The sequence below is a fragment of the Streptomyces sp. 2P-4 genome (genome assembly GCF_030167965.1).
In the GTDB taxonomy this organism is placed as follows: Bacteria; Actinomycetota; Actinomycetes; order Streptomycetales; family Streptomycetaceae; genus Streptomyces; species Streptomyces globosus_A.
This window is the reverse complement of the sequence record NZ_CP095011.1, coordinates 1,022,186-1,047,385: the sequence shown is the minus strand read 5'-3', so window position 1 is coordinate 1,047,385 and position 25,200 is coordinate 1,022,186. Positions and strand designations below refer to the sequence as shown.

Sequence of the window (25,200 nt, the reverse complement as noted above, 5' to 3'; positions counted from 1 at the left end):
GGGGTCAAGGGGGTGCAGGTTCGAATCCTGTCGTTCCGGCTTGCGAATACGCAGGCCAGAGGCCGTATCGGAAGCATCCGGTACGGCCTCAAGGTCGTTTCGGCGGTTGGTTGGGGCCGAGCCGGTCTCAGCGCGTCAGGCGGCGGCCACCGTCGTGAGCGGCAGTGCACGAGGTGCACGCAGCCCGTCCGGCCATCCCGCCCGCCGGCGATGCCGGAGCCGCGTACCGCCAATGCTCATGAACGCTCAGCGGCCCCTCGTACGACAGCGACCGGGCAGTGCGCATGATGTAGGACCGCCTGGCTGACCGACCCCAGCACCAGGCCGGCGAACCCGCCGCGGCCCCGAGCGCCGACCACCAGCAGCTGCGCCGAGCGACTGGCCGCAATCAGCGCCTCACGGGTCTGGCTGCGCAGCGCCCGAGGCTCCACGCTCACTCCCGGGTACTGCTCCCGGCGCCCGGCCAGCGCCTCGGACACCAGCAGCTCCTCCGCCTCGGCAAGTCCGCTCGGCGGATCCACATAGGTGTCGGCACCCTCGTGTATTTCGGCAGGGGGCGTATTCCACAGGGTCCAGGCATGAATCGCCTTCAGTGGCGCCCCGCGCAGCGCGGCCTCCGCGAAGGCGAACTCGATCGCCTGCTCGCCCGCGGCCGAGCCGTCCACGCCCACCACGACCGGCCCCTTCTCGTCGCCCCCCTCGCGCACGACCAGCACCGGACACCCGCCGTGCGCGGCGAGATGCACCGCCGTCGAACCGATCAGCAGCCCGACGAAGCCGCCCATGCCCCGCGACCCGACGACCACGAGATCCGCAGCCCGCGACTGCGCCTCCAGCACCGTCAACGCCTCCCCGGTCACCACCGCGTGCGAGACGTCCACCCCCGGCGCCGTACTCCTGGCACGCGCCACCGCCTCGGCCACCAGGCCCTCGACCATGTCGCGCAGCCCGCCTTCCGGCGGGCCCAGCGGAGCGGGCCCCAGCGGCACATGCATCGCAGGCCACAAGAACGCGTGCACCACACGCAGCCCGGCACCGCGCCACCGCGCCTCACGCGCCGCAGCCTCCACCGCCGCGAGGCTCGACGCCGACCCGTCCACGCCCACGACCACCAGACCGCTCATCCCGGCTCCTCGACACCGACCCGGCACCTTCGCCTCCCAGCGTCTCCCCGATGCCTCGCTGCTGCCAGGGGACCGCCGTACCGCTCCGTCCCATCGCGCCCGAACCGTGGCCGGGACTCGTGGCCCGGCGCCGGGGTCCCGGGCTCAGGTTCCGGGGAGGATACGGCGCGTCTCGTAGGCCCACATCGCGATCTCGACCCGGTTGCGGGCGCCGAGTTTCGCCATCAGGCTCGCCAGGTGCGTCTTCACCGTGCTGAGGCTGATGTGCAGCGCATCGGCGATCTCGGTGTTGGTCAGCCCGCGGGCGACGGCGAGGAGCACCTGCTCCTCGCGGGCGGTGACGGGGGAGACAGGCTGGGCAGCGGGCCGGCCGGCGGGCAGGTCCGAGAAGGTCTGGAGCAGACGGACGGTGACGCTGGGCGCGATGAGCGCCTCACCGTCGGACGCCGACCGTACGGCCTGCGCCAGAAGGTCCGGTCCCGTGTCCTTGAGGAGGAACCCCCGGGCGCCGGCACGCAGGGAGCCGTAGACGTACTCGTCGAGGTCGAACGTGGTGATGACGACCACGGCCAGCGGGTCGGCGACGCCCGGGCCGGCGAGCAGCCGGGTGGCCTCGAGCCCGTCGAGCACGGGCATGCGGATGTCGAACAGGCAGACGTCGGGGCGGAGTTCGCGGGCCAGTCGGACCGCCTCGTGTCCGTCGGCGGCCTCGCCGACCACCTCCATGCCGGGCTGGGCGTTCAGCATGATGCGCAGCCCGGTGCGGATGATGGCCTGGTCGTCAGCGACGAGGACGCGAATGGGCACCGCTCTCCCTCCTCGCTCTCGGCAGCTCGGCTTCGACGTGCCAGCCCTCCTCGGCGCCCGGGCCGGCGCGGAGGGTGCCGCCGAGCAGAGCCGCGCGCTCGCGCAGTCCGGCCAGTCCGTATCCGTCGCGGCCTCGGCCGGTGCGTTGACCGTTGTCGCGCACACTCACCCGTACCGTGTCCCGTTCCGCGGTCACCCGGACCGCGACCTCGGTCGCGCTGACCGCGTGCCGCATCGCGTTGGTCACCGACTCCTGCACGATGCGGTAGACGGCCGCGTCCACCGCCGGGGACAGCGTGTCCACCTCGCCGTCGAGCGCCAGGCCGACCGTGAGGCGACCACCCGGCGCGCGCACCAGGCGCTCCAGGTCCGCCACGCCCGCAGGTGGCGCCAGCTCGGCGCCGACCCCGCGGTCGCGCAGCGCGGCGACCATGGCCCGCATCTCCTCCAGCGTCCGCGCCCCTTCCTCCTCGACCCCCTCCAGCGCCTCGACGGCGGCGGACGGGTCGGCGCCCGCGAGCACCCGGCCCGCCTGGGCGCGGATCACGATGGCCGAGACGTGGTGGGCCACCGTGTCGTGCAGTTCCCGGGCGAGCTGCTCACGCTCGCGGGAGCGCACCTGCTCCCACTGCCGCTCGCGAGCGGTCGTCCAGAACCGCACGGCAGCCCCGATCAAGCCGGGCAGCAACAGGAAGACGAGGCCCACGACCTGTTCGCCGGGCGGGGTTTCGTCCGTGACGGCGCACAGCGAGAAGGCCGCGAGGATCACCGCGCCGCCCAGCACGATCTCCCGTCCCGATCCCCACCGGGGCAGCGCGTACACGAGCACGAGCACGACGGCGCCGGTGTACAGGCCGACGGGCTCGCGCGGTGCGGCGACGAGCGAGGCCAACGGCAGCAGGATCACCGAGCCGAACGCCAGCGTCACCATCGCCAGCGGGCGGGTCCGGCGCCACAGGGGCAGCAGGCACAGCCATACGGCGAGCACCACCGCCACCGGCCGCCACACGACGTTCTCGCGCAGGGCGGCCTCCAGCGCCACACCGGCAAGGCCCGCGGCGAGCAGCACCCAGTCCCTCCGCACGCGGGCGGGTGCGTCGGGCGGCCGGGGTGCGGTCCACAGGGTTCGCAGGTCGTCTCGCAGCACGGTTCCCAGCCTAGGGACCGCGCGGCGGCGCGCATCGGCCGAAAGGACGGGGTGTCACTCCGACTTGAGGCCGACGGATCCGCGGCCGGCGAGCCGATGCCGCAGAGCGCCGTGGCGGCGAGCCTCGGCATGGGCGGCCGTACAAGGACGGCCGCCGAGGTGGTTGGAGGACCCGATGCTCTCGAAAGCCCTGTTGCGCCTGGGCACAAGCGCCGCCCGCCGTCCCTGGCGGGTGATCGCGGTATGGCTGCTCGCCGCCGTGCTTGCCGTCCTTGCCGCCCTCGCCGTCGGCGGGCGGACCGCGGACTCGATGACCGCTCCGGGACTGGACTCCCAACGGGCCGCGGAACTGATCGAGCGGGCCGGCACGGGTCAGGAGGGCATGACCGCCCAGGTCGTCGTCACCCCCCGCGACGGCGGGGCGACCTTTTTCGACAGCGGCAGCGGCAGCGGCAGCGGCAGCGACAGCGCGCGCACCGCTCTCACGCGGCTGCAGACCGAGGTGCAGCGGCTGCCGCACGTGCTCGGCACGAGCGACCCGGCGCGGGCACTCGACGCAGGCCGGGACACCGCCGTGCGCGGCGGACTTGTCTCGGCCGACGGACGGATCGCGGTCGTCCGGGTCCAGTACCCCGACCAGAGCCGGCTGTCGGCCGGGGACCTCGAAGCCCTCGTCGATCTCGGCGACCGGCTGGGCGCCGAGCTGCCCCTGCGCATCGAGATGGGCGGGAGCCTCTTCTACGCCTTCTCCGACCCCGACGGCGGCGCAAGCGAGCTGATCGGGATCCTCGCCGCCGCCGCGATCCTGTTCCTGGCGTTCGGTTCGCTCGTCGCCGCCGCGCTCCCGATCGGCATGGCGGTCTTCGGGCTGACCGTCGGCGTCGCCACGATGACGGTACTGGCCGGGGTGACGGACGTCCCCGCTTTCGCACCGGTCCTCGGCAGCATGGTCGGGCTCGGAGTGGGCATCGACTACGCGCTGTTCGTGCTCGCCAGGCACCGGGAGTACCTCGCGCGCGGCCTCGATCCGCACGAGGCGGCCGGACGGGCTGTGGCCACGGCGGGGCGGCCCGTGGTCTTCGCCGGCGGTACCGTCGTCGTGTCGATCCTCGGCATGGCGGTCGCGAACGTGCCGTTCATGACGGTGGGCGGCCTGGCCGTCTCGATCGTCGTCCTGACCATGGTGCTCGCGTCGGTGACGCTGCTGCCGGCCTTCCTCGGTGCGGCCGGCCCGCGGCTGGGCCGGGCCGGCCGGATCGTCCGGGCGCTACGGGCCAGCCGGTCGGGCCGAACCGGCCGACGGCGGGACACGGCGGCGGGCGCCGCCTCCGCCGCCGGGTGGAGGCGCTGGATCGGCCACGTCAGCCGGCACCCGGTGGTGTACGCGGTCGGCGCGGCGGGGCTGCTGCTGACGGCGACGCTGCCCGTGCTCGGCCTGCGCGTCGGCCTGCCCGACGACGGCTCACTGCCGCAGAGCCGTACGGAACGCCGCGCCTACGACCTCGTCGCCGAGGGGTTCGGCCCGGGCACCAACGGTCCCCTCGTCATCGCCGCGGACCCCTCCGGCGACCGGGGAGCGGTGGACCGACTCGTCACCGCGGTCGCGGCGGATCCGGGCATCGCATCCGTCGCGCCGACGCACATCGACCAGGCCACCGGCATCGCGACCCTCGTGGTGTTCCCGACCACCAGCCCGCAGGACAAGGCCACGGCCGACACCATCGCCCGGCTGCGCACCGAGGTGCTGCCCGCGGCGATCGGGGAGGGCCCGGCCAGGGCCCACGTCGGGGGCGCCGCCGCGAGCCTGTCAGACGTGGGCCAACGCACCAGCCGGCGCCTGCCGTTGTTCATCGCCGCCGTGCTGGCGCTCTCGTTCCTCCTCCTGGTTCCGGTCTTCCGCTCGGTCGTCGTACCGCTCAAGGCGGTACTGCTGAACCTGCTGAGCATCGGCGCGGCCTACGGGGTCATGGTCGCGGTCTTCCAGTGGGGCTGGGGAGGTGCGCTCATCGGACTGGAAGCGACGGTCCCGGTCGTGTCGTTCATCCCGATGTTCCTCTTCGCCATCCTGTTCGGCCTGTCGATGGACTACGAGGTGTTCCTCCTCGCGCGCGTCCGTGAGGAGTACGTGCGCACCGGCGACAACAGCACGGCGATCGTGGAGGGCGTCTCCGGCACCGCCCGGATCATCACGTCGGCCGCCCTCATCATGGTGGCGGTCTTCCTGTCCTTCGCCGTGGCCGATGACCCCTCCGCCAAGATGTTCGGGCTCGGCCTCGCCACCGCGATCTTCGTCGACGCCACGGTCGTGCGCATGGTGCTGGTGCCGGCGACCATGACGCTCCTCGGCCGGGCCAACTGGTGGCTGCCCGCGTGGCTGGACCGGCTGCTTCCCCGAAGCCCGGTCGGGATCGGCACCGTCCACGACTCCGACGCGATATCCACGGGTGTCGGACGTGGGTGACGGCCGCTCCCGGGCGCCGGAGCCCGGAAGCGGCCGTCGGCGGTGCGACGGATCAGTGGCCGGCGAGTTCGCCGCTCAGCTTGCCGTGGAGGTCGGCGCTGTGGCTGTCCAGGCCAATGATCTCGACGGTCTTGCCACGCTGGGCGTACTTGGTCTCGATCGCGTCCAGGGCGGCGACGGAGGAGGCGTCCCAGACGTGCGCCGCCGAAAGGTCGATGACGACCTTGTCCGGGTCGCTCGCGTACGCGAACCGGCCGACGAGGTCGTTGGAGGAAGCGAAGAACAGCTCACCGGTGACGGAATAGACCACCGTGCCGCCATCGGGGTCGGTGACGGCGGTGACATCGGCCAGGTGGGCGACGCGCTTGGCGAAGATGACCATGGCGGTGAGGCAGCCGACAACGACGCCGACGGCAAGGTTGTGGGTCGCGACCACGCCGACCACGGTGACCACCATGACGGTGATCTCCCCGGCGGGCATCCGCTTGAGGGTCTTCGGCGCGACGGAGTGCCAGTCGAAGGCTGCGAAGGACACCATGATCATGACGGCGACCAGGGCGGCCATGGGGATGTCGGAGACGACCGGGCCGAAGACGATGCACAGCACCATCAGGAACGCACCGGCCAGGAAGGTGGACAGGCGGGTGCGGGCGCCCGAGACCTTCACGTTGATCATCGTCTGGCCGATCACCGCGCAGCCGCCCATGCCGCCGAAGAAGCCGGTGACGATGTTCGCGACGCCCTGGCCGACGGACTCGCGCGTCTTGTCGGAGCGGGTGTCGGTGATGTCGTCGACGAGCTTGGCCGTCATCAGCGACTCCATCAGGCCGACCAGCGCCATCGCGAACGCGTACGGGGCGATCGTCGTCAGGGTGTCCAGGGTGAACGGCACGTCCGGCAGGCCCGGAACCGGCAGCGAGGAGGGCAGGGCGCCCCTGTCGCCCACCGTCGGCACGGCGATCCCCGCCGCGAGGGTGACGACGGTCAGGATCACGATCGAGACCAGCGGCGCCGGAACCACGGTCGTGACCTTCGGGAAGAACACCATCAGCGCCAGCCCGGCCGCGATCAGCGGGTACACCGGCCACGGCACGTCGTGCATCTCGGGGACCTGGGCCATGAAGACCAGGATGGCGAGGGAGTTGACGAAGCCGACCATGACCGAGCGCGGGATGAACCGCATCAGCCTCGCGACGCCCAGGGCGCCGAGGACGACCTGGAAGACGCCCGCCAGGATGACGGCGGCGACCAGGTAGCCCAGGCCGTGCTCACGGTTCAGCGGCGCGATGACCAGGGCGACGGCGCCGGTCGCGGCGGAGATCATCGCCCGCCGGCCGCCGACGACCGAGATGACCACGGCCATCGTGAAGGAGGCGAACAGGCCCATGGCAGGGTCCACGCCCGCGATGATCGAGAACGAGATCGCCTCCGGGATCAGCGCGAGGGCGACCACCAGGCCCGCCAGGACCTCGGTACGCCACACCCCCGGGTCGCCGAGCCAGTCCGGGCGCAGACCGCGCAGCCGCGCACCGGTGGACACGGCGGAAGCAGAAGAAGACAAGAGAACGGGAACCTGTCGTACTCGGGCACACCCCTGGAGGCAGGCCGGGGCGCACGGGAGGACGCGGAAGGGCCGGGCCGGCACCCCCGCGGACGGCCCGCACAGGCAGGCCGGAAGTCGAAGAGGTCGGAGCCGGGCCCGCGCCGAAGCGCGGCCGGGGCTCACGCCCAGGGGCGAAGCATCACGGCGGGCAGGCGACGGCGCCGGGCGTCGTGGGCTCGCGCACGCTTACTCCTGCAGCAATCGGATCTCCGCCGGGGGGCGCCATCGGCCCCGACAAGGCAACAGCAGGGCCGCCGGGGCCGCCCTCGCACCCGGAACTCTACCCCAACGTTAGAGTAGAAACCGGTGGCGGTCGCACGGGCCCGCCCAGACGAGAAGGACCAGGGGATCGCGGGCATGGACGACAGGCACATGCAGATCGGCGAAGTCGCCGCCCGGACCGAACTGTCCCTGCGCACCATCCGGCACTACGAGGAGGCCGGCCTGGCCGGCCCCTCGGCCCGCTCGCAGGGCGGCTTCCGCCTCTACACCGAGACCGACGTGAGCCGCCTGATGGTCATCCGCCGCATGAAACCGCTCGGCTTCACCCTCGACCAGATGCGCGACCTGCTCGACGTCACCGACCGCCTCGACGCGGACGGCGACCTCGACCCCGCCGAGCGGGAGACCCTGCTGGAGCGCCTGCGGGAGTACGAGCAGGCCGCCACCGAGCAGGTCGGCAACCTCCGCGTCCGGCTGGCCCGCGCCGAGGACTTCGCCGATACCCTCCGCACCCGCCTGGAGCGGACCGCCACGGCCGTCCGGCCCTGACGCCGCACGTCCACGGGGCCAGGACGGCGCACGCGCCTCATCGCGTTCCGCCGCCCCGCGGTGAGCGCCGGCCGCTCGCGGGCGGCTCAGGCAGGCCGGCTTCCCCGGTGCCGCTCCAGAGGGGTCGCGGTGGTCGAGTTGCTCACGCTGAAGGTGACGCTGCCGGGCCGGTAGCGGTCGTCGGACCATTCGATCGGGCGGCCTGACTGGTCGCAGCTGACGTGGCGCTGCCGCAGCAGGGGGCTGCTGCGGCGGACGCCCAGCAGGTCGGCGTCCTGCGCGCCCGCCGGTACCGCGTCGATGAGGTGTTCCCCGTACCGGGCGACGATGCCCGCCTCCCGGGCAATGGCGTCCATGATCGACACGCAGTCCTCGGGCAGCGCCTCGACGGCCGGCGCGGCCCAGTCGGCGTAGGCGGTGCGCTCCACCATCGCGGGTTCCCCGTCGAGGGAGCGCAGGCGCAGGACGTGCAGGATCTCGGTGTCCTCGGGGAGCGCGAGGCGGCGGGCCTCCTCGGCCGTGGCCGGCCTCCTCGACCGTAAGAGGATCCGGCTGGTGACCTCCAGGCCCAAGCCCTGGGCCCACTGGGCGAAGCTGTTCAGCTCGGCGAAGCTCTGGCGGCGTTCCTGGCGGAGCACGACGCGCCGGGCGCCCTGTCGCGAGCCGACCAGTCCCTCCGACGTGAGCAGGGCCACGGCCTGGCGGACCGTACCGCGCGAGGCCGACCACTGGGCCACCAGCTCGCTCTCCGAGGGAAGCCGGGCCCCGACGGGGAAGGCGCCTTCGAGTATCGCCTGCCGCATGGCGTCGGCGATCTCCAGATAGCGTGCCGTCCCCACGTGCCGGCCTCCAGTCCACTCCTGTGCACAGCCGGTCACCCTGGGTGCCGGTCCGACGTCCACTCTAACCTGCGGCCGCAGTCGGTCCACCCTCAAGGGCAACCGTCAACACGACGGTGTTCACCCCGACTTCACGCTGGCCGGGTCTTCCACCAGTGACACCGGGACGGCCATGTTGCGTTCACCTCGGCGTCGGTTGGCACAGGCGAAGTGGGATCGACTTGTTCAAACAAGTGACCCCCTCTCTCGCTTCAGGAGATCTCTGTGCCCAGACCCTCCGGCCGCCGCATGTCCGTCCTGCTCGCCACCGCCGTGCTCACCGCCCTCACCGCCGCCTGCGGCGCCGCTCCCGACGAGCCGGCCGCTGCCGCCAAGGCGGGGGCGGACGCGAAGACCGCCACCTCCGCAGCCGCCTTCGGAGGAGTGGAGGGCCTCGTCGCGGCCGCCGAGAAGGAGGGCGAGCTGAACGTGATCGCTCTGCCGCCGGACTGGGCGAACTACGGCGAGATCATCAAGGCGTTCGAGGCCAAGTACCCCAAGATCAAGATCAAGAGCGAGAACCCGGACGCCTCCAGCTCCGACGAGATCGCCGCCGTCAAGTCCCGCAAGGGCCAGGACCGCGCCCCCGACGTCCTCGACCTGGGCATCGCCTTCGCCCGCAGCGGAGCGGACGAGGGCCTGTTCGCCCCGTACAAGGTCGAGGCGTGGGACAAGATCCCGGCCGGCCAGAAGGACCCGGAAGGCCGCTGGTACAACGACTACGGCGGCTACATCTCCATCGGCTGCGACGCACAGCGCATCCCGGTCTGCCCGCAGACCTTCGCGGACCTGCTCAAGCCCGAGTACAAGGGCAAGGTCGCCCTCAACGGCAACCCCACGAAGTCCGGTTCGGCCTTCGGCGGCGTCTACGCGGCCGCCCTCGCCAACAAGGGCTCCTTCGGAGACATCCAGCCGGGCATCGACTTCTTCGGACAGCTGAAGAAGAGCGGCAACTTCATCCCCGTCGAGTCCACCCCGGCCACCGTCGAGAAGGGCGAGACGCCCATCTCCATCGACTGGGACTACCTGAACGCCGGCTACGCCGACCAGTTCAAGGACAAGGGCGTCGACTGGAAGGTCGCCGTCCCCGCCGACGGCGTCTACGCCCAGTACTACTCGCAGGCCATCAACAAGGACGCCCCGCACCCGGCCGCCGCCCGCCTGTGGATGGAGTTCCTCTACAGCACCGAGGGCCAGAACCTGTGGCTGAAGGGCTATGCCCGCCCGGTCCTGCTGCCCGCCATGACCGCCGACGGCACCGCCGACAACGGCCTCGTGGCCAAGCTCCCCAAGGTCGAGGGCACCCCGGCCTTCCCGGCCTCCGCGGAGCTCGACAAGGCCAAGGCCACCCTCGCCGAGAAGTGGGACAAGGCCCTCAGCTGATGTTCGCCCCCGCTCCCACCCCCCACACGACGGGGACCGCCGGCGGCAGCACCACCCGCCGCCGGCGGCGCGGCCCCCGCACCTGGCTCGCCGCCCTTCCGCTCCTCGTCTTCACCGCCCTGTGCTTCGGCATCCCGCTCGGCGCGCTGGTCTTCGGCGCGGTCACCCGTACCGACTCCCGGTCGGGCGCCACCTCCCTGACCGGCGAGCACCTGGCGCGCTCTCTCCAGGGCCCCTACCTGGGCTCCCTCATCGGCAGCGTCCAACTGTCCGCGCTCACCGCGCTCATCGGCGCAGTCCTGGGCGTTCTGATCGCGCAGGCCGTCGTCACCTCCCGGTCCCAGGGCCTGCGCAACGCGGCCCTGACCGCCTCGGGCGTGCTCGCCAACTTCGGTGGCGTTCCCCTGGCCTTCGCGTTCATCGCCACGCTCGGCATCTCCGGGGTCGTCACCCGGCTCGCCGATCTCGGCAGCCTGGGCTGGGACCTGTACTCCTTCACCGGTCTGGCCGTGGTCTACCTGTACTTCCTGATCCCGCTCATGGTCCTGGCCACCGTGCCCGCACTGGACGGGCTGCGCCCCCAGTGGCGGGAGGCGGCCCAGAACGCGGGCGCCACTGCCTGGCAGTTCTGGCGACACGTCGGCCTGCCCGTGCTCGCCCCCTCCCTGCTCGGAGGTTTCGTACTCCTCTTCGGTACGGCCTTCGCCGCGCACGCCACCGCCGCCGCGCTGGTCGGCGGCTCGGTGCCCCTGGTCACCCTGAAGATCGCGGACGCGCTGTCCGGGAACGTGCTCACCGGCCAGGAGAACGTGGCGCTCGCCCTCGGCCTCGACATGATCCTGATCGCCGGCCTGGTCATGGCGGTCTACCTGCCCCTCCAGCGACGGAGCGCCCGATGGCTGCGATGACCCCCACCGCCCAGGAGACCGCCGCCGTCGAGGCGACGAGCCCGGCACCGGACGTGACCCGGGCGCGCCACCGGCGGCCACGTGTCTGGCGCGGCCTCGTCCTCGGCCTGGCCGGCGCGTACTTCCTCGTCCCGCTCGTCGCCTCGTTCGCCTTCACCGTGCACGTCCCGGGCCGGGGCATCTCCTTCGACGCGTACACCCGGCTGCTGTCGGCCGAAGGCTTCACCGAGAGCCTGCTGCTCTCGCTGGGGCTCGCCGCCGCCACCATCGCGCTGTCGCTGACCCTCGCCGTGCCCGCCCTGATCGCCGTACGGCTCGGCTCGCCCCGGCTCCGTCCGGTGATCGAGGTGATGTGCATGCTGCCCCTGGTCGTACCGCCGATCGCCCTGGTCACCGGCATCGCCACGGTGCTGCGCTGGGGGCCGGAGCACCTGTCTCGCACCCCGCTCTACCAGACGTTCATAGCGGTCCAGAACGAGAAGTTCCCCGTCGTCCTGGTCCTGGCCTACGCCGTACTCGCGCTGCCCTTCGTCTTCCGCTCCCTGGACGCGGGCCTGCGCGCCATCGACGTGCCGACCCTCGTGGAGGCCGCCCGCAGTTGCGGCGCGTCCTGGCCCCACACCGTCCTCCGCGTGCTGGTGCCGAACCTGCGGTCATCGCTCGCCGGCGCCGCCTTCCTCACGCTGGCACTGGTCCTGGGAGAGTTCACCATCGCCTCTCTTCTCGGCTTCCGGCCCTTCGCGGTGTGGATCGTCTCGATCTCCGGGGCCCACGCCCGCATGTCCGTGGCCGTCTCCGTCCTCAGCCTCGTCATCACCTGGGCGCTGCTGCTGCTCCTCTCCCGCACCGGAACGGCCTCAGCCGCGTCGGCGCCCTCCCGTAAGGAGTCCTGACCCCATGTCCTCAGCAACCGCGGAGCGGACCCGGCCGGCCGCCGCCACCGGAGCGCGGGTCGAGTTCAGGTCCCTGCGGCGGGCCTTCGGCCCGACCACCGCCCTGGACGGCCTCGACCTGACCGCCGAGCCCGGCGAACTCCTCGCCCTGCTGGGCCCCTCGGGCTGCGGCAAGACCACCGCACTGCGCATGGTCGCCGGCTTCGAACAGCCCGATTCCGGCGAAGTCCTCGTCGACGGCGAGGACATCACCCGGGTCCCGGCCAACCGGCGTGACGCCGGGATGGTCTTCCAGTCGTACAGCCTCTTCCCCAACCTCACCGTCCGCGACAACGTCTCCTTCGGCATGCGCGTACGCAAGGTGCCGGCCGCCCGCAGGCAGGCGCGCGCCGCCGAGCTCCTCGAACTCGTCGGACTGCCCCGGCACGGCGACCGCTACCCCCACCAGCTCTCCGGCGGACAGCAGCAGCGCGTCGCCCTCGCCCGCGCGCTGGCCCTGGAGCCGCGCGTCCTGCTGCTGGACGAACCGCTCTCCGCGCTGGACGCGAAGGTACGGCTGAGCCTGCGCGAGGAGATCCGCCGTCTCCAGCTCTCGCTCGGCATCACCACCGTCTTCGTCACCCACGACCAGGAGGAGGCCCTGTCCATGGCCGACCGGGTCGCCGTCCTCAACGCCGGGCGGCTGGAGCAGTGCGCAGCCCCCGCGGAGCTGTACGCGCGGCCCGCCACCGCCTTCGTGGCCGAGTTCGTCGGCACGATGAACCGCCTCCCGGGGCGCCTGGCAGACGGCGGCCTCGTCGTGGTGGCCGGACAGCGGCTGCCCGTGGACGGCGTCGTTCCGGACGGGCCCGACGTCGACGTACTGGTACGCCCGGAGAACGTGACGGCGGAGGCGGATGCGGAGGGGGCGGCCACGGTCGTCTCCTCTTCCTTCTTCGGCGCCGTCACGCGGGTGCACCTCGACCTCCCGGGAGGCGGCACCGTCAAGGCCGACCTGTCCTCGCGGGATGCGGCAGACCTCGTTCCCGGCGCCCGCGCCTCCCTCCGCCTCGCCCCGCAGCCGGTCCTCGTCGTGCCCGGGGCCGCCGCATGAACGGCCTGGCCGCCGTCCTGTTCGACATGGACGGCACCCTCGTGGACACCGAACGGCTGTGGTGGCAGGTGACCGAGGACGTCGCGGCCGGACTCGGCCACCGCCTCACCGGGGCCGATGCCCACGAGGTCGTCGGCCGGGCCGTCGCCGACACCGCCGCCCACCTCGTGCGGATCACAGGCGGGGGCGATCCGCAACACGTCGCGGCGATCCTCGGCGGCGAGTTCCTCCGCCGCGTCGAGGCGGGGGCGCCGCTCCGCCCGGGGGCCCGGCGGCTGCTGGGGGAGCTGGAGCAGGAGGGCGTCCCGTTCGCCCTGGTGAGCGCTTCCCCGAGGGCCGTGGTCGACTCGGTGGCGTGCGGGGCACTGGGGCGCGTTCCGTTCGCCTTCACCCTCTCCGCCGACGACACCGTACGGACCAAGCCCCACCCCGACCCCTACCAGGCTGCGGCCGAACGCCTCGGTGTTCCGGTCGAGGCATGCGTCGCGGTCGAGGACTCCCCGGACGGTGCCGCCTCGGCCGACGCCGCCGGCTGCGCGGTCCTCGTGGTGCCGTCGGTACTTCCCGTACCACCGTCGCCCAGGCGCGTCTTCGCCGAAAGCCTCGAACGGGTCGACACGGCCGCCCTGCGGCGCTGCCTGGAACCCGGCCGGAACCACGGCTGACGACGGATCACGCGAGCCTCGTGCTGTGACCCGGGGAACCTTCCCGGCCACAGCACCAGCCTGCTCCGCCTCCTCACGGAGGCGGAGCAGACGGCTTCGATCAGGGGTCGCCGCCGGTCAGGGAACAGCGTCCCACAGGAGCGCACTGGCGGCCCGAGTGCCGGCTGAGTCGGCGTTCACGCGGCCGGCTCCGGGGCGATCTCGGCGATCAGGCTCTCGACGAGCTTCTTGATCTCGTCGCGGATGGGACGGACGGCCTCGACGCCCTGGCCGGCCGGGTCCTCCAGCTTCCAGTCCAGGTAGCGCTTGCCCGGGAAGACGGGGCACGTGTCGCCGCAGCCCATGGTGATGCACACGTCGGACGCCTTGACCGCGTCGACGGTGAGGATCTTCGGGGTCTCGGCGGACATGTCGATGCCCACCTCGCGCATGGCCTCGACCGCGGCGGGGTTGACCGAGTCGGCCGGGGCGGATCCGGCGGAGCGGACCTCGACACGGTCCCCGGCCAGGTGGGTCAGCCACGCGGCGGCCATCTGGGAACGGCCGGCATTGTGGACGCAGACGAACAGCACGGAGGGCTTGGACACGGCAGGTCTCTTCTCAAGCAGGACGGGCGCGCCAGAGCATGCATCAGCACCCGGTGGTGTCATCCACCACTGATGTGAGAGTATCAGCCCATGATGACGTCAGTCGATACTGATTTGATCCGGGTTCTGGCCGACCCGCTCAGGCTCCGGATCGTGACCCTCCTCGCCGGGGAGACGCTCTGCACCACCCACCTCGTGGAGGAGACGGGAGCGAAGCAGACCAACCTCTCCAACCACCTGAAGGTGCTGCGTGAGGCGGGTGTCGTGGAGACGGAGCCGTGCGGGAGGTACACGTACTACCGTCTGCGCCCGGAGGCCATCGAAGCCCTCGCCGGTCGGTTCGCCGACCTGGCCGAGGCCGCGCGTGCGACCGCCGAGGCGAACCTCAAGCGGTCCTGTCCCTGACCCGTCTGCCTCACCTGCCCGAGGAGATCCCGTCTTGACCACCACTGAGCCCGTCGGGGCTGCCGTCCCCGCGGCGGAGTCCGCCGCAGCCGCCGCCGGCGTGCCCCGGCCCGCACCGGGCGCGACCCCGCCGCGTACCCCGCTGGTCGCCCGCGCCGCCGCCGAGCTGGTCGGCACCGCCGCCCTGGTCGCCGTCGTGGTCGGCTCCGGCATCCAGGCCACCGGACTCACCGACGATGTCGCCCTGCAGCTGCTGGCCAACTCCACCGCCACCGTCTTCGGGCTCGGGGTGCTGATCGCGCTGCTCGGGCCGGTCTCCGGTGCGCATTTCAACCCGGCCGTGACGCTGGCGGAGTGGTGGAGTGCCCGCCGCGGCGGCGCCGGTGTGAACGCCTGCGAGGTGGCCGTGTACGTGCCGTCCCAGATCGCCGGTGCCATCGGGGGTGCGGTCCTGGCGGATGCGATGTTCGGGCAGCCGCTGGTGAAGTGGTCCACCCGCGAGCGCTCCGACGCCAACCTGCTGCTGGGCGAGGTCGTCGCGACCGCCGGCCTGATCCTGCTGGTCTTCGGCCTGGCCCGGACGGACCGGCTGCGGTTCGCGCCCGTCGCGGTGGCCTCGTACATCGGCGCGGCGTACTGGTTCACCTCCTCGACGTCCTTCGCGAACCCGGCCGTGACCGTCGGCCGGGCCTTCACCGACACCTTCGCCGGCATCGCGCCCTCCTCGGTGCCGGGCTTCATCGGCATGCAGCTGATCGGCGCCGCGGTGGGCCTGGCGCTCGTGGCGGTCATCTTCATGCAGGGCAGGACCGCGCAGGGGCAGCCCGCAACATGACGCACCGCACGGACGCGGTGCGGCAGACGCGGCCATCCGGTGTACCCGGAACGCCGCCCGCCGGGGCCGGGGCCCGGCCGTCACCAGGAGTCGTCGGTCCGGTCCTGCCGTTCCAGCAGGGCCTTGAGCCGTGCCAGGTCCCTGCTCTGGGCGCGCCGCATGGCTGCCGCCGTCAACCGGGCGCCGACCGCGGCGAAGCCGCTCGGCTCGCCGCGGTTCCGCAGGGTCATGCGGGTGTGGTCACCGGTTTGGCCGTACGGCTCCCACTCGTACGTCGTCTCCATGGGGAAGGGGCCCTGGCTCGTCCGCATCACCAGCCGTCGCCCCGGCTCGTACGCGCTGATCTCGTACGTGTAGGCCAGGCGTCGGCCGAGGAAGCGGGCGACGAACGCCATCCGGGACCCCACCCCCATGGGCGGAGGCGTCTGCCACTCGACTGACGAGATGTTCACGTACCACTCCGGCGCGTGCGCGGGGTCGGCTGCATAGGCGGCGACCCGCTCGCACGGGACGGCGATCACGGTCTCGGTCCGTACGTCGACCTTCATCGGGATCCTCAGAGGGGGAAGAGAAGAAGGGTCAGTGAAGCTCTCCACGAGCATTCGCGTGCCTTGATGTCCTTGATCGGCGCGTTGGCCGAGCGGTTGATCACGATGGCCGCTCGGGCCTCGCCATCGCCGCCACCATCCGCTCCAGGCGGGCCAGACGGGTCTTCTCGGTGCGAGCGGTGACCAGGCGGAGATACAGGGCGAACTGGTCGGACTTGCTGAGCGTCTCGTAGAACGCCCGCGCGGCCGGGTTCGCGTCGAGCGCCTCGACGAGATCCGGCGGTGCGGTGGCATTCTTCTGCGAGGCGTATGCCCGCTCCCAGCGGCCGTCTGCCCGCGCCGCCTCGATCTCGGCGAGGCCGCGGGGGCGCATCCGGCCTGCCGCGATCAGTGCCTCGGCCTTGCCGACGTTCACCTGTGACCAGGCGGAGCGGGGGCTGCGGGGTGTCGTGCGCTGCAGGAAGTACGTGTCGTCAAAGCCGCGCCGCAGACCGTCGATCCAGCCGAAGCAGAGCACCGTGTCGACCATCTCTTCCCAGGTGAGGGACGGGATGCCGGTGTGCTTCTTGGCGATCTTCACCCAGAGTGCGGTCCGTTCCCCGTGATGCGTGTCGAGCCAGGCCTCAAGCTCGGCCGGGCTCGCGGGGACAAGGATCTCGACGCCGTCCTCGTGTCTCTGCATAAACCGCAGACTAGGGGCCGCATAGGACAGATCCTGACCTACTCGACGCACCGCTCGGGTGACCTGCTCAGGCGACCTGACCGGCTCACTGCTCGGCGGGCTTCGCCCTGCTGCCACAGGCCCGGCGGCCGGCGTCGAGCAGGCTGACGCAGGTTGCGGTACAGGTGCGGGGGCCGTGGTAGGGCAGGTCGGCGACCACCTTGGCCAGCGGTTCACCCTCAGCACGCAGCAGTTCACGATCCGGTGGCACGTGCCGGGAACGGAACGCGCCAGAGGTCGAAGAACAAGCCCGGAGGGCGTGGCGGAACCCGGGCGGCGCGAGTTCGTGCGCGACCGCATGCCCTCAGTCGGCCCCGGTCAGGGCTGCGGTGGGGAGCCGGTGCCGCGGGTGAGGCGGTGCAGGCGGAGTGCCAGGTGGATTTCCAGCGCACTGTCGGGGTTGTTCCAGTCGGGGCCGAGGAGTTGGGCGACGCGGTCGAGGCGCTGGACGACCGTGTTCACGTGGACGTGGAGGGCGTCCTTGGCGCGCGAGAGGCTGGCTCCCTGGCCGTAGTAGGCATCCAGGGTGCGCAGCAGGTCGGTGCCCCGTTCGGCGTCGTAGGCGAGGACGGGGCCGAGGACACGCTCCACGTACGCGCCGATGTCGGCCCGGTCGCCCAGCAGGACGCCGACGAAGCCCAGCTCCGCGGTGTCGGCTCCTTCGCCGGTGCGGTCGAGCGCGTGCAGGGCCCCGAGGCAGCGCACCGCCTCCCCGTACAGGCGGGCGTGGTGTTCCGGCCCGCTCCCGGGCCCGGCGGCGCCCGCGGTGACGGGGACGCCGAGGACGCGGGTGAGATCGGCGGCGAGGGTGCGGGCGAGGGCTCCGGGCCGGTCGGAGGGCGCGAGCAGGACGACGTGGCCGTGCCGGGTGCCCGCGAGGCCGCCGAGTCCGCGGGCGGTGCGGGCGGTCTCCGCGGCGAGCCGGGGGCGCAGGGCCGGTTCGCAGTCGAGGGCGGCGACGGCATGGGGCCGGGCGAGGTCGACGCCGAGACGCCGCGCCCGCAGGGTGAGGCTGCCGCCGTCCCGGTGGGCGGATGCGCCGGGGCCCGCGAGGAGGTCGTCGAGGAGTTCGCCCCGGACGCGGTCCTCGGCCTCGGCGACGGACCGGCGCATCAGCAGCAGCATCGCGGTGACCAGCGCCGCGCGTTCGAACAGGCGGCGGTCGGCCTCCGGGAGGCCGGTGAGTCCGGTGAGGACGATGCTCCCCAGCGGCTCGGATCCTGCGAGGACGGCGCAGGTCCAGACGCCGTCGGAGTGGACCGCACGGCCTTCGGCGCGGGAGGCGGCGAGACTGTCGGGGGAGGGGGTGAACGGTTCGGTTCCGGCGCGGGCCAGCTCGCTGCCGTCGGTGTCCTGGACGGCCACCCCGCCGCCGAGGAGTGCCGCGATCTCGGCCGCCACCTCGTCGATGCCCGCGCCGCGCAGCACCAGCCTGCTGAGGCGGTCGTGGGCGTCGGAGGCCTGGTGCAGGGTCTCGCTGTGGGCGCGGGCTGTGGCGTTGGCGGCTTCGAGCCGTACGAGGGTGTTGCGGGTCTCCTCGAGGAGGCGGGCGCTGTCGATGGCGACGGCCGCGTGGTCGGCGAGTGAGGCGAGCAGGGCCATGGCGTCGGGGGTGAACTCGCGCGGCGTGCGGTCCGCCGCGAACAGCACGCCGATGATCTCCTCGCCGAGCCGCAGCGGGACGCCGAGGATTCCGCGCAGCCCCTCCTCGGCCACACCGTCGTCGATCGTCTCGGTGTGCCGGAAGCGCTGGTCGGTGCGGTAGTCGATGCTGGCGTAGGGGCGGGCGGTCTGCGCGACCAGGCCGCCGAGGCCCTCTCCCATGCCGAGGCGGAGCTGCTGGAAGGCCGCGGAGACGGATCCGTCGGTGACGCGCATGAAGGTGTCGTGCGCGGCCGGGTCGTGGAGGGTGAGGTAGGCCACGTCGGCGCCGAGGAGGGTTCGGGCCCGGCGGACGATGGCGCGCAGTACGGCGTCGAGGTCGCGCAGAGCGGCCAGGTCGCCCGCGGTGTCGAACAGGGCCGCCAGTTCGGCCTCGCGGCGCCGGTGCTGGTCGAGGACCCGCCGCACCGACAGGGCGACCTCGGCGGTCTCCTCGATCCACGCGTCTTCCGCCGGCCCGGCTGCCTCGGCCCGCAGGCGGGCGGGCTGCGCCGCGAGTTCCTCGGTGGGAGCGTCGGCGGCGAGGAGGTCCAGCATGCGGCGGGCCGCCCGGGCGGATGCGGGCACGGGGGTGTCACCTCGACGGCCGGCGGTCATGGGGCCTCCTCGCGGTACGGGAGCGGATGGTGCAGGCGGTGCCCGGCCTGCCGCATCGATCCCCGTGATGGCGGCAGACCGGGCAGCCGGCGAAGGCCGACGCTACGCCCGCTCTCCGGCGGAGGCCCCCGCCGGGGCGGCAGGGGCGGCCGCCTTCTCCTCGTCGCGGGGGCGGGAGAGGTCGCGGCCCCGGGTCTCCCGGGTGACCGCCACGGTGATGGTGGTGACCACGGCCGCCGCGCAGAGGTAGACGCTGACGGGGAAGGAGGAGCCGTAGTCCTTCAGGAGTTCGATGGCAATGATCGGGGCGAGGGCGCCCGCGATGATCGAGGCGAGCTGGGAGCCCATGGAGGCGCCGGAGTAGCGGACCTTGGTGTCGAACATCTCGGAGATGAACGCGGCCTGCGGCCCGTACATCGCTCCGTGCAGCAGCAGGCCGGCGGTCACGGCCAGCGTGATCACGGCGGGCGACCCGGAGTCGACGAGGCCGAAGAAGGCGAACGCCCAGAGGGCCATGCCGACGGAGCCGATCAGCGTGACGGGCCGGCGTCCGATGCGGTCGGAGAGTGCGCCCCACAGGGGGATGGTCGCGAAGTGGACGGCAGAGCCGATCAGGACCGCGTTCAGGGCGGTGCTCTTGGCGAGCCCGAGGTGCACGGTGGCGTACACGAGGAGGAAGGAGGTGAGGATGTAGTAGGAGATGTTCTCGCCGAAACGGGTGCCGATGGCCGACAGCACCTCCCGCCAGCTGCGCCGGAACACCTGGACGACGGGGGCCTTCTCCTTCACGCCCCGGGCGGCCTCCGCCTCGGCCTTGGCCTGGGCTTCGAGGAACACCGGGGACTCGGATACCGAGACACGGATCCACAGCCCGATCCCCACCAGGAGCCCGGAGAGCAGGAACGGTACGCGCCAGCCCCAGGACTGGAAGGCGGCGTCCGACTGGACGGCGGCCAGCAGGGCCAGGACGCCGGTGGCGAGCAGGTTGCCGCCGGGGGCTCCGGCCTGCGGCCAGGATGCCCAGAAGCCGCGGTGCTTGTCCCCGCCGTGCTCGGAGACGATGAGGACGGCGCCGCCCCACTCGCCGCCCAGCGCGAAGCCCTGGATCAGGCGCAGCACGGTCAGCAGGATCGGCGCCCCGACACCGATGGTCTCGTACGTGGGCAGCAGGCCCATGGCGAAGGTGGCGCCGCCCATCATCAGGAGGCTGACCACCAGCAGCTTCTTGCGGCCGATCTTGTCGCCGAAGTGGCCGAAGACGATGCCGCCCAGGGGGCGGGCCGCGAAGCCGATCGCGTAGGTGACGAAGGCGATCAGGGTGCCCACCAGCGGGTCGGCGGTGGGGAAGAACAGCGTGTTGAAGACGAGCGCGGCGGCGGAGCCGTAGAGGAAGAAGTCGTACCACTCGATGGTGGTGCCGATCAGGCTCGCGCCGACGATGCGGCCGATGCCGCCTCTGGGCGTGGTGGCGGTGTCAGGCATGGATTCACCGGGTTCTCACGAACGAGCAGGGACAGGGTGACACGGGGACGCACGGGGGGTACGGGGGTACGGGGGTACGGGGGTACGCCGACGGTGCGCGGGGGTGGCTCGGAGGCGGGGTCCGGGAGGTCAGCCGGCGGTCCAGCCGCCGTCGAGCGGGAGGGACGCGCCGGTCAGGCAGCCGGCATGCGGGCCGCACAGCCACAGGGCCGCGGCGGCGACCTCCTCGGACTCCAGGAGCCGCTTGACCGGAGAGCGGGCCAGCATGACGTCGCTGAGCACGTCGCCCTCGCTGATGCCGTGGGCGGCGGCCTGGTCGCGCACCTGGCCCTCGACGAGCGGGGTCCGGACGTAGCCGGGGCTCACGCAGTTGCTGGTCACCCCGTGCGGGGCGCCCTCGATCGCGGCGACCTTGCTCAGCCCCTCCAGGGCGTGCTTGGCGGCGACGTAGGCGGACTTGTAGGCGCTGGCGCGCAGTCCGTGGACGCTGGAGATGTTCACGATCCGGCCCCAGCCCTGTGCGTACATGTGCGGCACGACCCGGCGCATCAGCAGGAACGGAGCGGTGACCATCACCTTCTGGATCAGTTCGAAGCGCTCCGGCGGGAACTCGGCGAGCGGCGCGACGTGCTGGAGTCCGGCGTTGTTGACCAGGATGTCGACGGCCGACGGGAGGAGGTCGATCGCTCCGCCGTCCGCGAGATCGACCACGTGGGCCTCGCCGCCGACGGCTTCCGCGACCGCCTCGGCGGCAGCGCCGTCCCGGTCGACGACGTGCACCGCGGCGCCCGCCTGCCGCAGGGCGAGCGCGCAGGCCCGCCCGATGCCACCGCCGCCGCCGGTCACCAGAGCCGTCCGCCCGCCCAGGTCGACCACGGCGGAGGGCGGCGGCAGGGGGAGCGGGGCGGGGAATGTGTTCGTCATGGCCGGAAACGGTAGGGAAGGATCCCGGCGTCCCCCATGGTGTGGACCGCCATTGTGTTCGACCATCCGGTGGTGGTCGTCGCCACGTCATCGCCACGGGTCCGCCGGCCCGTCCGCCACCCGGCGGGAAACGGCGGTGCGGATCGGGCGCCGGGGCGGCCCGGCGCCGGGTGTCACGCCAGGGTGAGGAAGAGCTTCTCCAGCTCCTGTTCGCTCATCGGGGGTGTGCCTTCCTCGCTCTCGGCGAGGCACTGCCGCATACCGCTGGCGACGATCTTGAAGCCGGCCCGGTCGAGGGCACGGGAGACCGCGGCGAGCTGGGTGACGACGTCCTTGCAGTCGCGGCCGGCCTCGATCATGGCGATGACGCCCGCGAGCTGGCCCTGGGCGCGCCGCAGCCGGTTGAGAACCGCGGTCGCCGCCTCTTCTTCCACCTTCACCGGGTTCCTCCTTCTCACCGGCTCCTTGCGAGCAGGATACCCCTTAGGGTATAGGACTCACGCGTGTGCGCTCGGCTCCGGGGAGTCTGCCCGGGGCCCGCCCGCCGCGGCCCGCTCCCGCCGTGCCCGTACGGCTCCCCACGCCGCCGCGGCCGTCACGGCGAGGGCGATGCCGGTCCAGGACAGGGGGTTGGCCCACAGGGTGTGGGGCAGCTGCCGCCCGAGGACGAAGAGGCCCATGACGACGACGAACCAGCCGAACGCCTTGCGGAGCGTGTCCTGGGGGATGCGCCCGGCGAACCGGCTGCCGAGCAGGCTGCCGGCGACCGCGGCGCCGGTGACCGTCAGCGCGAGGCCCCAGTCGATCTGGACCCCGGACAGGTGGCCGGCGAGTCCGGAGAACGACTTCATGGCGATGACCAGGAGCGAGGTGCCGACGGCGATGCCCATGGGCAGTCCGCCGAGCAGGACGAGCGCGGGGACGACGAGGAACCCGCCGCCGGCGCCGACGAGTCCGGTGACCGCGCCGACGGCGAGGCCCTCGACGACCACCTGCCCGACGGGCAGCTCCGCGCGGGCGGGCCCGGCCGCCTTCGCCTTGCGGGGCGTGCGGAGCATGGCGAAGGCGGTGGCGAGCATCATCAGCGCGAAGGCGATGAGCAGGACGCTGCCGGGGATGTACTCGGCGAGGCGGCCGCCGCCGTAGGCGCCGACCATGCTGACCGCGCCGAAGACCAGTCCGGTCCGCCAGCGGACCCGGTGGGCGCGGGCGTGCGGGACGAGTCCCGCGAGGCTGGTGACGCCGACGACGAACAGGGAGGTGGCGATGGCCTCCTTGGTGTCCTGGCCGGCCAGGTAGACCAGGATCGGCACGGTGAGGATGGACCCGCCGCCGCCGAGGATGCCGAGGCTGACGCCGATGAGGACGGATGCCGCGAGGACGAGCGTGATCACGCGCTGTCCCGCAGGGACGCGATGACGGCACGGATGTCGGTGCGCGGGCCCCGGTTGTAGGGCAGCTTCGCCAGCATCATGCCCATCGCACAGGTGTTGCTGAGTGCGGCGAAGGTGAGCCCGGCACCGATGGCGGTGCCGATCAGGTGGGCTCCCGGCACGAACACGCCGACGACTCCGGTGACGAGGACGACGGATCCGGCGATGAGGCGGACCTGCCGTTCCAGTTCCCAGCGTGCCTCACCCCGGTTGACGGGGGCGCCGGAGGCCTCCCAGGCCGTCATGCCGCCGTCGAGGACGCGCAGGTTGGGCAGGCCCGCCTCGGCGAGGGCCTGTTCGGCCTGGGCGGCGCGGGCGCCGGAGCGGCAGACGAGGACGACGTCCTCGTCGAGGTGGGCCAGCAGTTCGGCGCGGTGCTCGCGCAGGGTGTCCAGGGGGACGTTGTAGGCGCCGGGGATGTGGCTCGTCCGGAACTCGCCGGGGGTGCGCACGTCCAGCAGGCGGGGTCCTTCGCCGTCCTCGGCCAGCCGCTGGAGGGCGGCGGGGGTGAGGGTGGCGGGGGTGGAGGCCGCGGTGCGGGAGGCGTCGGTCGTCATGGGTACTCCTCGTGAGGGCGCGGTTCCGCGCGAATACGGGGTGGGGGAGGGGTGGGGATACCGGGAGCGCCGGTCGGGGCTCTCGTGGAGGGGGCTCGCCCGGGCGTCCGGGTCAGGCGCCGGCGGGGGTGTTCAGCAGCGCCCAGGCGGCGTAGCCGCCGAGGATGTCCGAGACGTCGGTGAAGCCGTGGTGGCGCAGCAGGCTCGCGGCGATCGAGGAGCGGTGGCCGCCCGCGCAGTGCAGGACCAGGGACCGGTCGCGGGGAACCTCGTCCAGGCGGCGGGGCAGCTCGCCGAGCGCGATGTGCAGGGCTCCGTCGATGAATCCGTTGTCTCCGCGCTCGCCGCAGTTGCGGACGTCGAGGACGACCGGCGGATTGTCGCCCGCCAGGGCGGTGCGGACCTGGGCGGCGGTGAGGCGGCTCGCCGGGGTGACCTCGTCGGCCAGGGCGGTCAGGGCGTCGTCCGGAGAGCGCAGGTATCCGGCCACGCGGTCGAGGCCGATCCGGGCAAGGCGCGTGACGATCTCCTCCTCGCGGTTCTGCGGCGCGACGACCAGCAGCTCGGCGCCGGCGGGCAGGACCGTCCCGGCCTGCTCGGCGAACCGGCCGTCGGCGGGGACGTTGACCGCGCCGCGCAGATGTCCGGCGGCGAACTCCTGCGGGTCCCGGGCGTCAACGACCACGGCGCCGGAAGCGCGGAGGTCGGTGAAGTCCTCGACGCTCAGCGGCCTCGGTGCGGCGGCCGGGTCGAACAGCTCGCGCTCCTTGCGGTTGAGCTCGGCGTCGAAGGCGAAGTAGCCGGGAGCAGCGGACTGGCCGGCGGTCACGATCGCCACGAAGTCCTCCTGCGACATGGGTGCGCAGGCGTAGTTGGTGGCCCGCTGCTCGCCGATGGTGGACTGCTTCTCGGTCGAGAGGTTCTTGCCGCAGGCGGAGCCGGCGCCGTGCGCGGGGAAGACCCGCACCTCGTCCGGCAGGCCCATCAGCTTGTTCTGCACGCTGTCGTACAGCATCGCGCCGAGCTCCTCGGCGGTGACCCCGGCGGAGGCCAGCAGGTCGGGGCGGCCCACGTCCCCGATGAACAGGGCGTCACCGGTCAGCACGCCGTACGGGACGGCGTCCCCGCCGCGCTCGTGGACCAGCACGCTGATCGACTCCGGGGTGTGCCCCGGGGTCTCCATGATCTTCAGGGTGACGTCGCCCAGGCTGATGGTCTCGCCCTCGGCGAGCTTCCGGATGGGGTACTCGGTCTCGGCGCGCCGGCCGTAGCCGATCCAGGCGCCGGTGTGGGCGGCCATCTCCAGGTGTCCGGCGACGAAGTCCGCGTGGAAGTGCGTGTTGATGACGCCCACCACGGTCAAGCCGCGAGCCTCGGCGTCCGCCAGGTACTCCGAGACGTCCCGGCGGGGGTCGACGACCACCGCCTTGCCGGTGGTCTCGTCGGCGATCATGTACGACGCCTGGGAGAGGCAGTCGAGGTAGTACTGGGCGAAGAACACGGGAACCTCCGTCGCGGCTGGCTATATACCCCTGGGGGTATTCGTGGGGCCAAAAGGGGGCCCGCTCCTCCGAGGGGCGGGCGGGTTCGGGGGTGGGGGCCGGGCCGGCCCCGCAGTGGTCGGGCCGGCCTGGGCCCGCCCGCTGCGGCTGCGGTGCAGCGACTGCACCTCCTGATACCCCCGTGGGTATTACGCCTTCGACGGTAGAGGCCCTC

Annotated in this window: 25 protein-coding genes; 9 read left to right on the top strand and 16 right to left on the bottom strand. The window is 72.7% G+C overall.

Going from position 1 to position 25,200, the window contains the following annotated elements:
* Positions 1 to 236: 236 nt before the first annotated feature.
* The 3 genes from MUK52_RS04275 to MUK52_RS04265 all read right to left on the bottom strand — a co-directional run bounded on the left by MUK52_RS04275 (position 237) and on the right by MUK52_RS04265 (position 3,078).
* Complete coding sequence (locus tag MUK52_RS04275) at positions 237 to 1,124, bottom strand: universal stress protein (protein WP_114055136.1); 888 nt, start codon at positions 1,122 to 1,124, stop codon at positions 237 to 239.
* A 144-nt stretch (positions 1,125 to 1,268) separates the two neighbouring features.
* The gene (locus MUK52_RS04270) at positions 1,269 to 1,931 is read right to left on the bottom strand and encodes a response regulator (protein ID WP_114055137.1); all 663 of its coding nucleotides are present in this window, start codon (positions 1,929 to 1,931) and stop codon (positions 1,269 to 1,271) included.
* A complete protein-coding gene (locus MUK52_RS04265) occupies positions 1,906 to 3,078 on the bottom strand; it encodes a sensor histidine kinase (protein WP_114055138.1) in 1,173 nt (390 codons plus the stop codon). Before MUK52_RS04265 ends, MUK52_RS04270 begins: the two co-directional genes overlap by 26 nt.
* 175 nt (positions 3,079 to 3,253) lie before the next feature.
* Between MUK52_RS04265 and MUK52_RS04260 the strand changes: the two genes are divergently transcribed.
* On the top strand, positions 3,254 to 5,539 hold the full coding sequence (locus MUK52_RS04260; RefSeq protein WP_284574724.1) for an MMPL family transporter: 2,286 nt from the start codon (positions 3,254 to 3,256) through the stop codon (positions 5,537 to 5,539).
* Between the two features lie 52 nt (positions 5,540 to 5,591).
* Here MUK52_RS04260 and MUK52_RS04255 read toward each other — a convergent pair whose 3' ends face one another.
* Entirely contained in the window at positions 5,592 to 7,079 is a 1,488-nt protein-coding gene (locus tag MUK52_RS04255; RefSeq protein ID WP_502963535.1) for a SulP family inorganic anion transporter, read from the bottom strand.
* A gap of 420 nt (positions 7,080 to 7,499) precedes the next feature.
* On the opposite strand from MUK52_RS04255, the gene MUK52_RS04250 reads away from it, so the two are divergent.
* Positions 7,500 to 7,913, top strand: coding sequence for a MerR family transcriptional regulator (locus MUK52_RS04250; protein WP_284574721.1), 414 nt, complete (start codon positions 7,500 to 7,502; stop codon positions 7,911 to 7,913).
* 86 nt (positions 7,914 to 7,999) lie between these two features.
* Here MUK52_RS04250 and MUK52_RS04245 read toward each other — a convergent pair whose 3' ends face one another.
* Positions 8,000 to 8,752, bottom strand: coding sequence for a GntR family transcriptional regulator (locus tag MUK52_RS04245; protein ID WP_114055141.1), 753 nt, complete (start codon positions 8,750 to 8,752; stop codon positions 8,000 to 8,002).
* A gap of 288 nt (positions 8,753 to 9,040) precedes the next feature.
* Between MUK52_RS04245 and MUK52_RS04240 the strand changes: the two genes are divergently transcribed.
* From MUK52_RS04240 to MUK52_RS04220, 5 genes are read left to right on the top strand one after another with little or no spacing between them, the layout of a single operon-like run.
* A complete protein-coding gene (locus MUK52_RS04240; protein ID WP_284581649.1) occupies positions 9,041 to 10,174 on the top strand; it encodes an ABC transporter substrate-binding protein in 1,134 nt (377 codons plus the stop codon).
* Complete coding sequence (locus MUK52_RS04235; RefSeq protein ID WP_284581648.1) at positions 10,174 to 11,082, top strand: ABC transporter permease; 909 nt, start codon at positions 10,174 to 10,176, stop codon at positions 11,080 to 11,082. Before MUK52_RS04240 ends, MUK52_RS04235 begins: the two co-directional genes overlap by 1 nt.
* Complete coding sequence (locus MUK52_RS04230) at positions 11,070 to 11,975, top strand: ABC transporter permease (protein WP_114055144.1); 906 nt, start codon at positions 11,070 to 11,072, stop codon at positions 11,973 to 11,975. The genes MUK52_RS04235 and MUK52_RS04230 overlap by 13 nt, the downstream gene beginning before the upstream one ends.
* 4 nt (positions 11,976 to 11,979) lie before the next feature.
* Positions 11,980 to 13,068, top strand: coding sequence for an ABC transporter ATP-binding protein (locus MUK52_RS04225; protein ID WP_114055145.1), 1,089 nt, complete (start codon positions 11,980 to 11,982; stop codon positions 13,066 to 13,068).
* Positions 13,065 to 13,733, top strand: coding sequence for an HAD family hydrolase (locus tag MUK52_RS04220; RefSeq protein ID WP_114055146.1), 669 nt, complete (start codon positions 13,065 to 13,067; stop codon positions 13,731 to 13,733). The genes MUK52_RS04225 and MUK52_RS04220 overlap by 4 nt, the downstream gene beginning before the upstream one ends.
* A 176-nt stretch (positions 13,734 to 13,909) precedes the next feature.
* Here MUK52_RS04220 and MUK52_RS04215 read toward each other — a convergent pair whose 3' ends face one another.
* Entirely contained in the window at positions 13,910 to 14,320 is a 411-nt protein-coding gene (locus MUK52_RS04215; protein ID WP_281277920.1) for an arsenate reductase ArsC, read from the bottom strand.
* A 90-nt stretch (positions 14,321 to 14,410) separates the two neighbouring features.
* On the opposite strand from MUK52_RS04215, the gene MUK52_RS04210 reads away from it, so the two are divergent.
* Entirely contained in the window at positions 14,411 to 14,725 is a 315-nt protein-coding gene (locus tag MUK52_RS04210) for an ArsR/SmtB family transcription factor (protein ID WP_284574717.1), read from the top strand.
* Between the two features lie 34 nt (positions 14,726 to 14,759).
* A complete protein-coding gene (locus MUK52_RS04205; protein ID WP_502963534.1) occupies positions 14,760 to 15,560 on the top strand; it encodes an aquaporin in 801 nt (266 codons plus the stop codon).
* An 80-nt stretch (positions 15,561 to 15,640) separates the two neighbouring features.
* On the opposite strand, the gene MUK52_RS04200 is transcribed toward MUK52_RS04205, so the two are convergent.
* The 10 genes from MUK52_RS04200 to MUK52_RS04155 form a co-directional block, all read right to left on the bottom strand.
* Positions 15,641 to 16,108 (bottom strand): SRPBCC family protein, encoded by a 468-nt coding sequence (locus MUK52_RS04200; protein WP_284574716.1) that lies wholly within the window; start codon positions 16,106 to 16,108, stop codon positions 15,641 to 15,643.
* Positions 16,109 to 16,208: 100 nt separating this feature from the next.
* Positions 16,209 to 16,790, bottom strand: a complete 582-nt coding sequence (locus tag MUK52_RS04195) for a YdeI/OmpD-associated family protein (RefSeq protein ID WP_284574715.1) — start codon at positions 16,788 to 16,790, stop codon at positions 16,209 to 16,211.
* 85 nt (positions 16,791 to 16,875) lie between these two features.
* Entirely contained in the window at positions 16,876 to 17,040 is a 165-nt protein-coding gene (locus MUK52_RS04190; protein ID WP_284574713.1) for a hypothetical protein, read from the bottom strand.
* A gap of 107 nt (positions 17,041 to 17,147) precedes the next feature.
* Complete coding sequence (locus MUK52_RS04185; protein ID WP_284574711.1) at positions 17,148 to 19,088, bottom strand: helix-turn-helix domain-containing protein; 1,941 nt, start codon at positions 19,086 to 19,088, stop codon at positions 17,148 to 17,150.
* Positions 19,089 to 19,190: 102 nt separating this feature from the next.
* Entirely contained in the window at positions 19,191 to 20,570 is a 1,380-nt protein-coding gene (locus MUK52_RS04180; protein ID WP_114055152.1) for an MFS transporter, read from the bottom strand.
* Positions 20,571 to 20,699: 129 nt separating this feature from the next.
* Positions 20,700 to 21,494 (bottom strand): 3-hydroxybutyrate dehydrogenase, encoded by a 795-nt coding sequence (locus MUK52_RS04175; protein WP_284574710.1) that lies wholly within the window; start codon positions 21,492 to 21,494, stop codon positions 20,700 to 20,702.
* Positions 21,495 to 21,667: 173 nt separating this feature from the next.
* Positions 21,668 to 21,934, bottom strand: a complete 267-nt coding sequence (locus MUK52_RS04170) for a metal-sensitive transcriptional regulator (RefSeq protein ID WP_114055154.1) — start codon at positions 21,932 to 21,934, stop codon at positions 21,668 to 21,670.
* A gap of 57 nt (positions 21,935 to 21,991) precedes the next feature.
* Positions 21,992 to 22,888 (bottom strand): sulfite exporter TauE/SafE family protein, encoded by an 897-nt coding sequence (locus MUK52_RS04165; protein ID WP_284574707.1) that lies wholly within the window; start codon positions 22,886 to 22,888, stop codon positions 21,992 to 21,994.
* On the bottom strand, positions 22,885 to 23,484 hold the full coding sequence (locus MUK52_RS04160; protein ID WP_114055156.1) for a rhodanese-like domain-containing protein: 600 nt from the start codon (positions 23,482 to 23,484) through the stop codon (positions 22,885 to 22,887). Before MUK52_RS04160 ends, MUK52_RS04165 begins: the two co-directional genes overlap by 4 nt.
* 112 nt (positions 23,485 to 23,596) lie before the next feature.
* Positions 23,597 to 24,985, bottom strand: coding sequence for a rhodanese-like domain-containing protein (locus MUK52_RS04155; RefSeq protein WP_284574704.1), 1,389 nt, complete (start codon positions 24,983 to 24,985; stop codon positions 23,597 to 23,599).
* Positions 24,986 to 25,200: the final 215 nt, after the last annotated feature.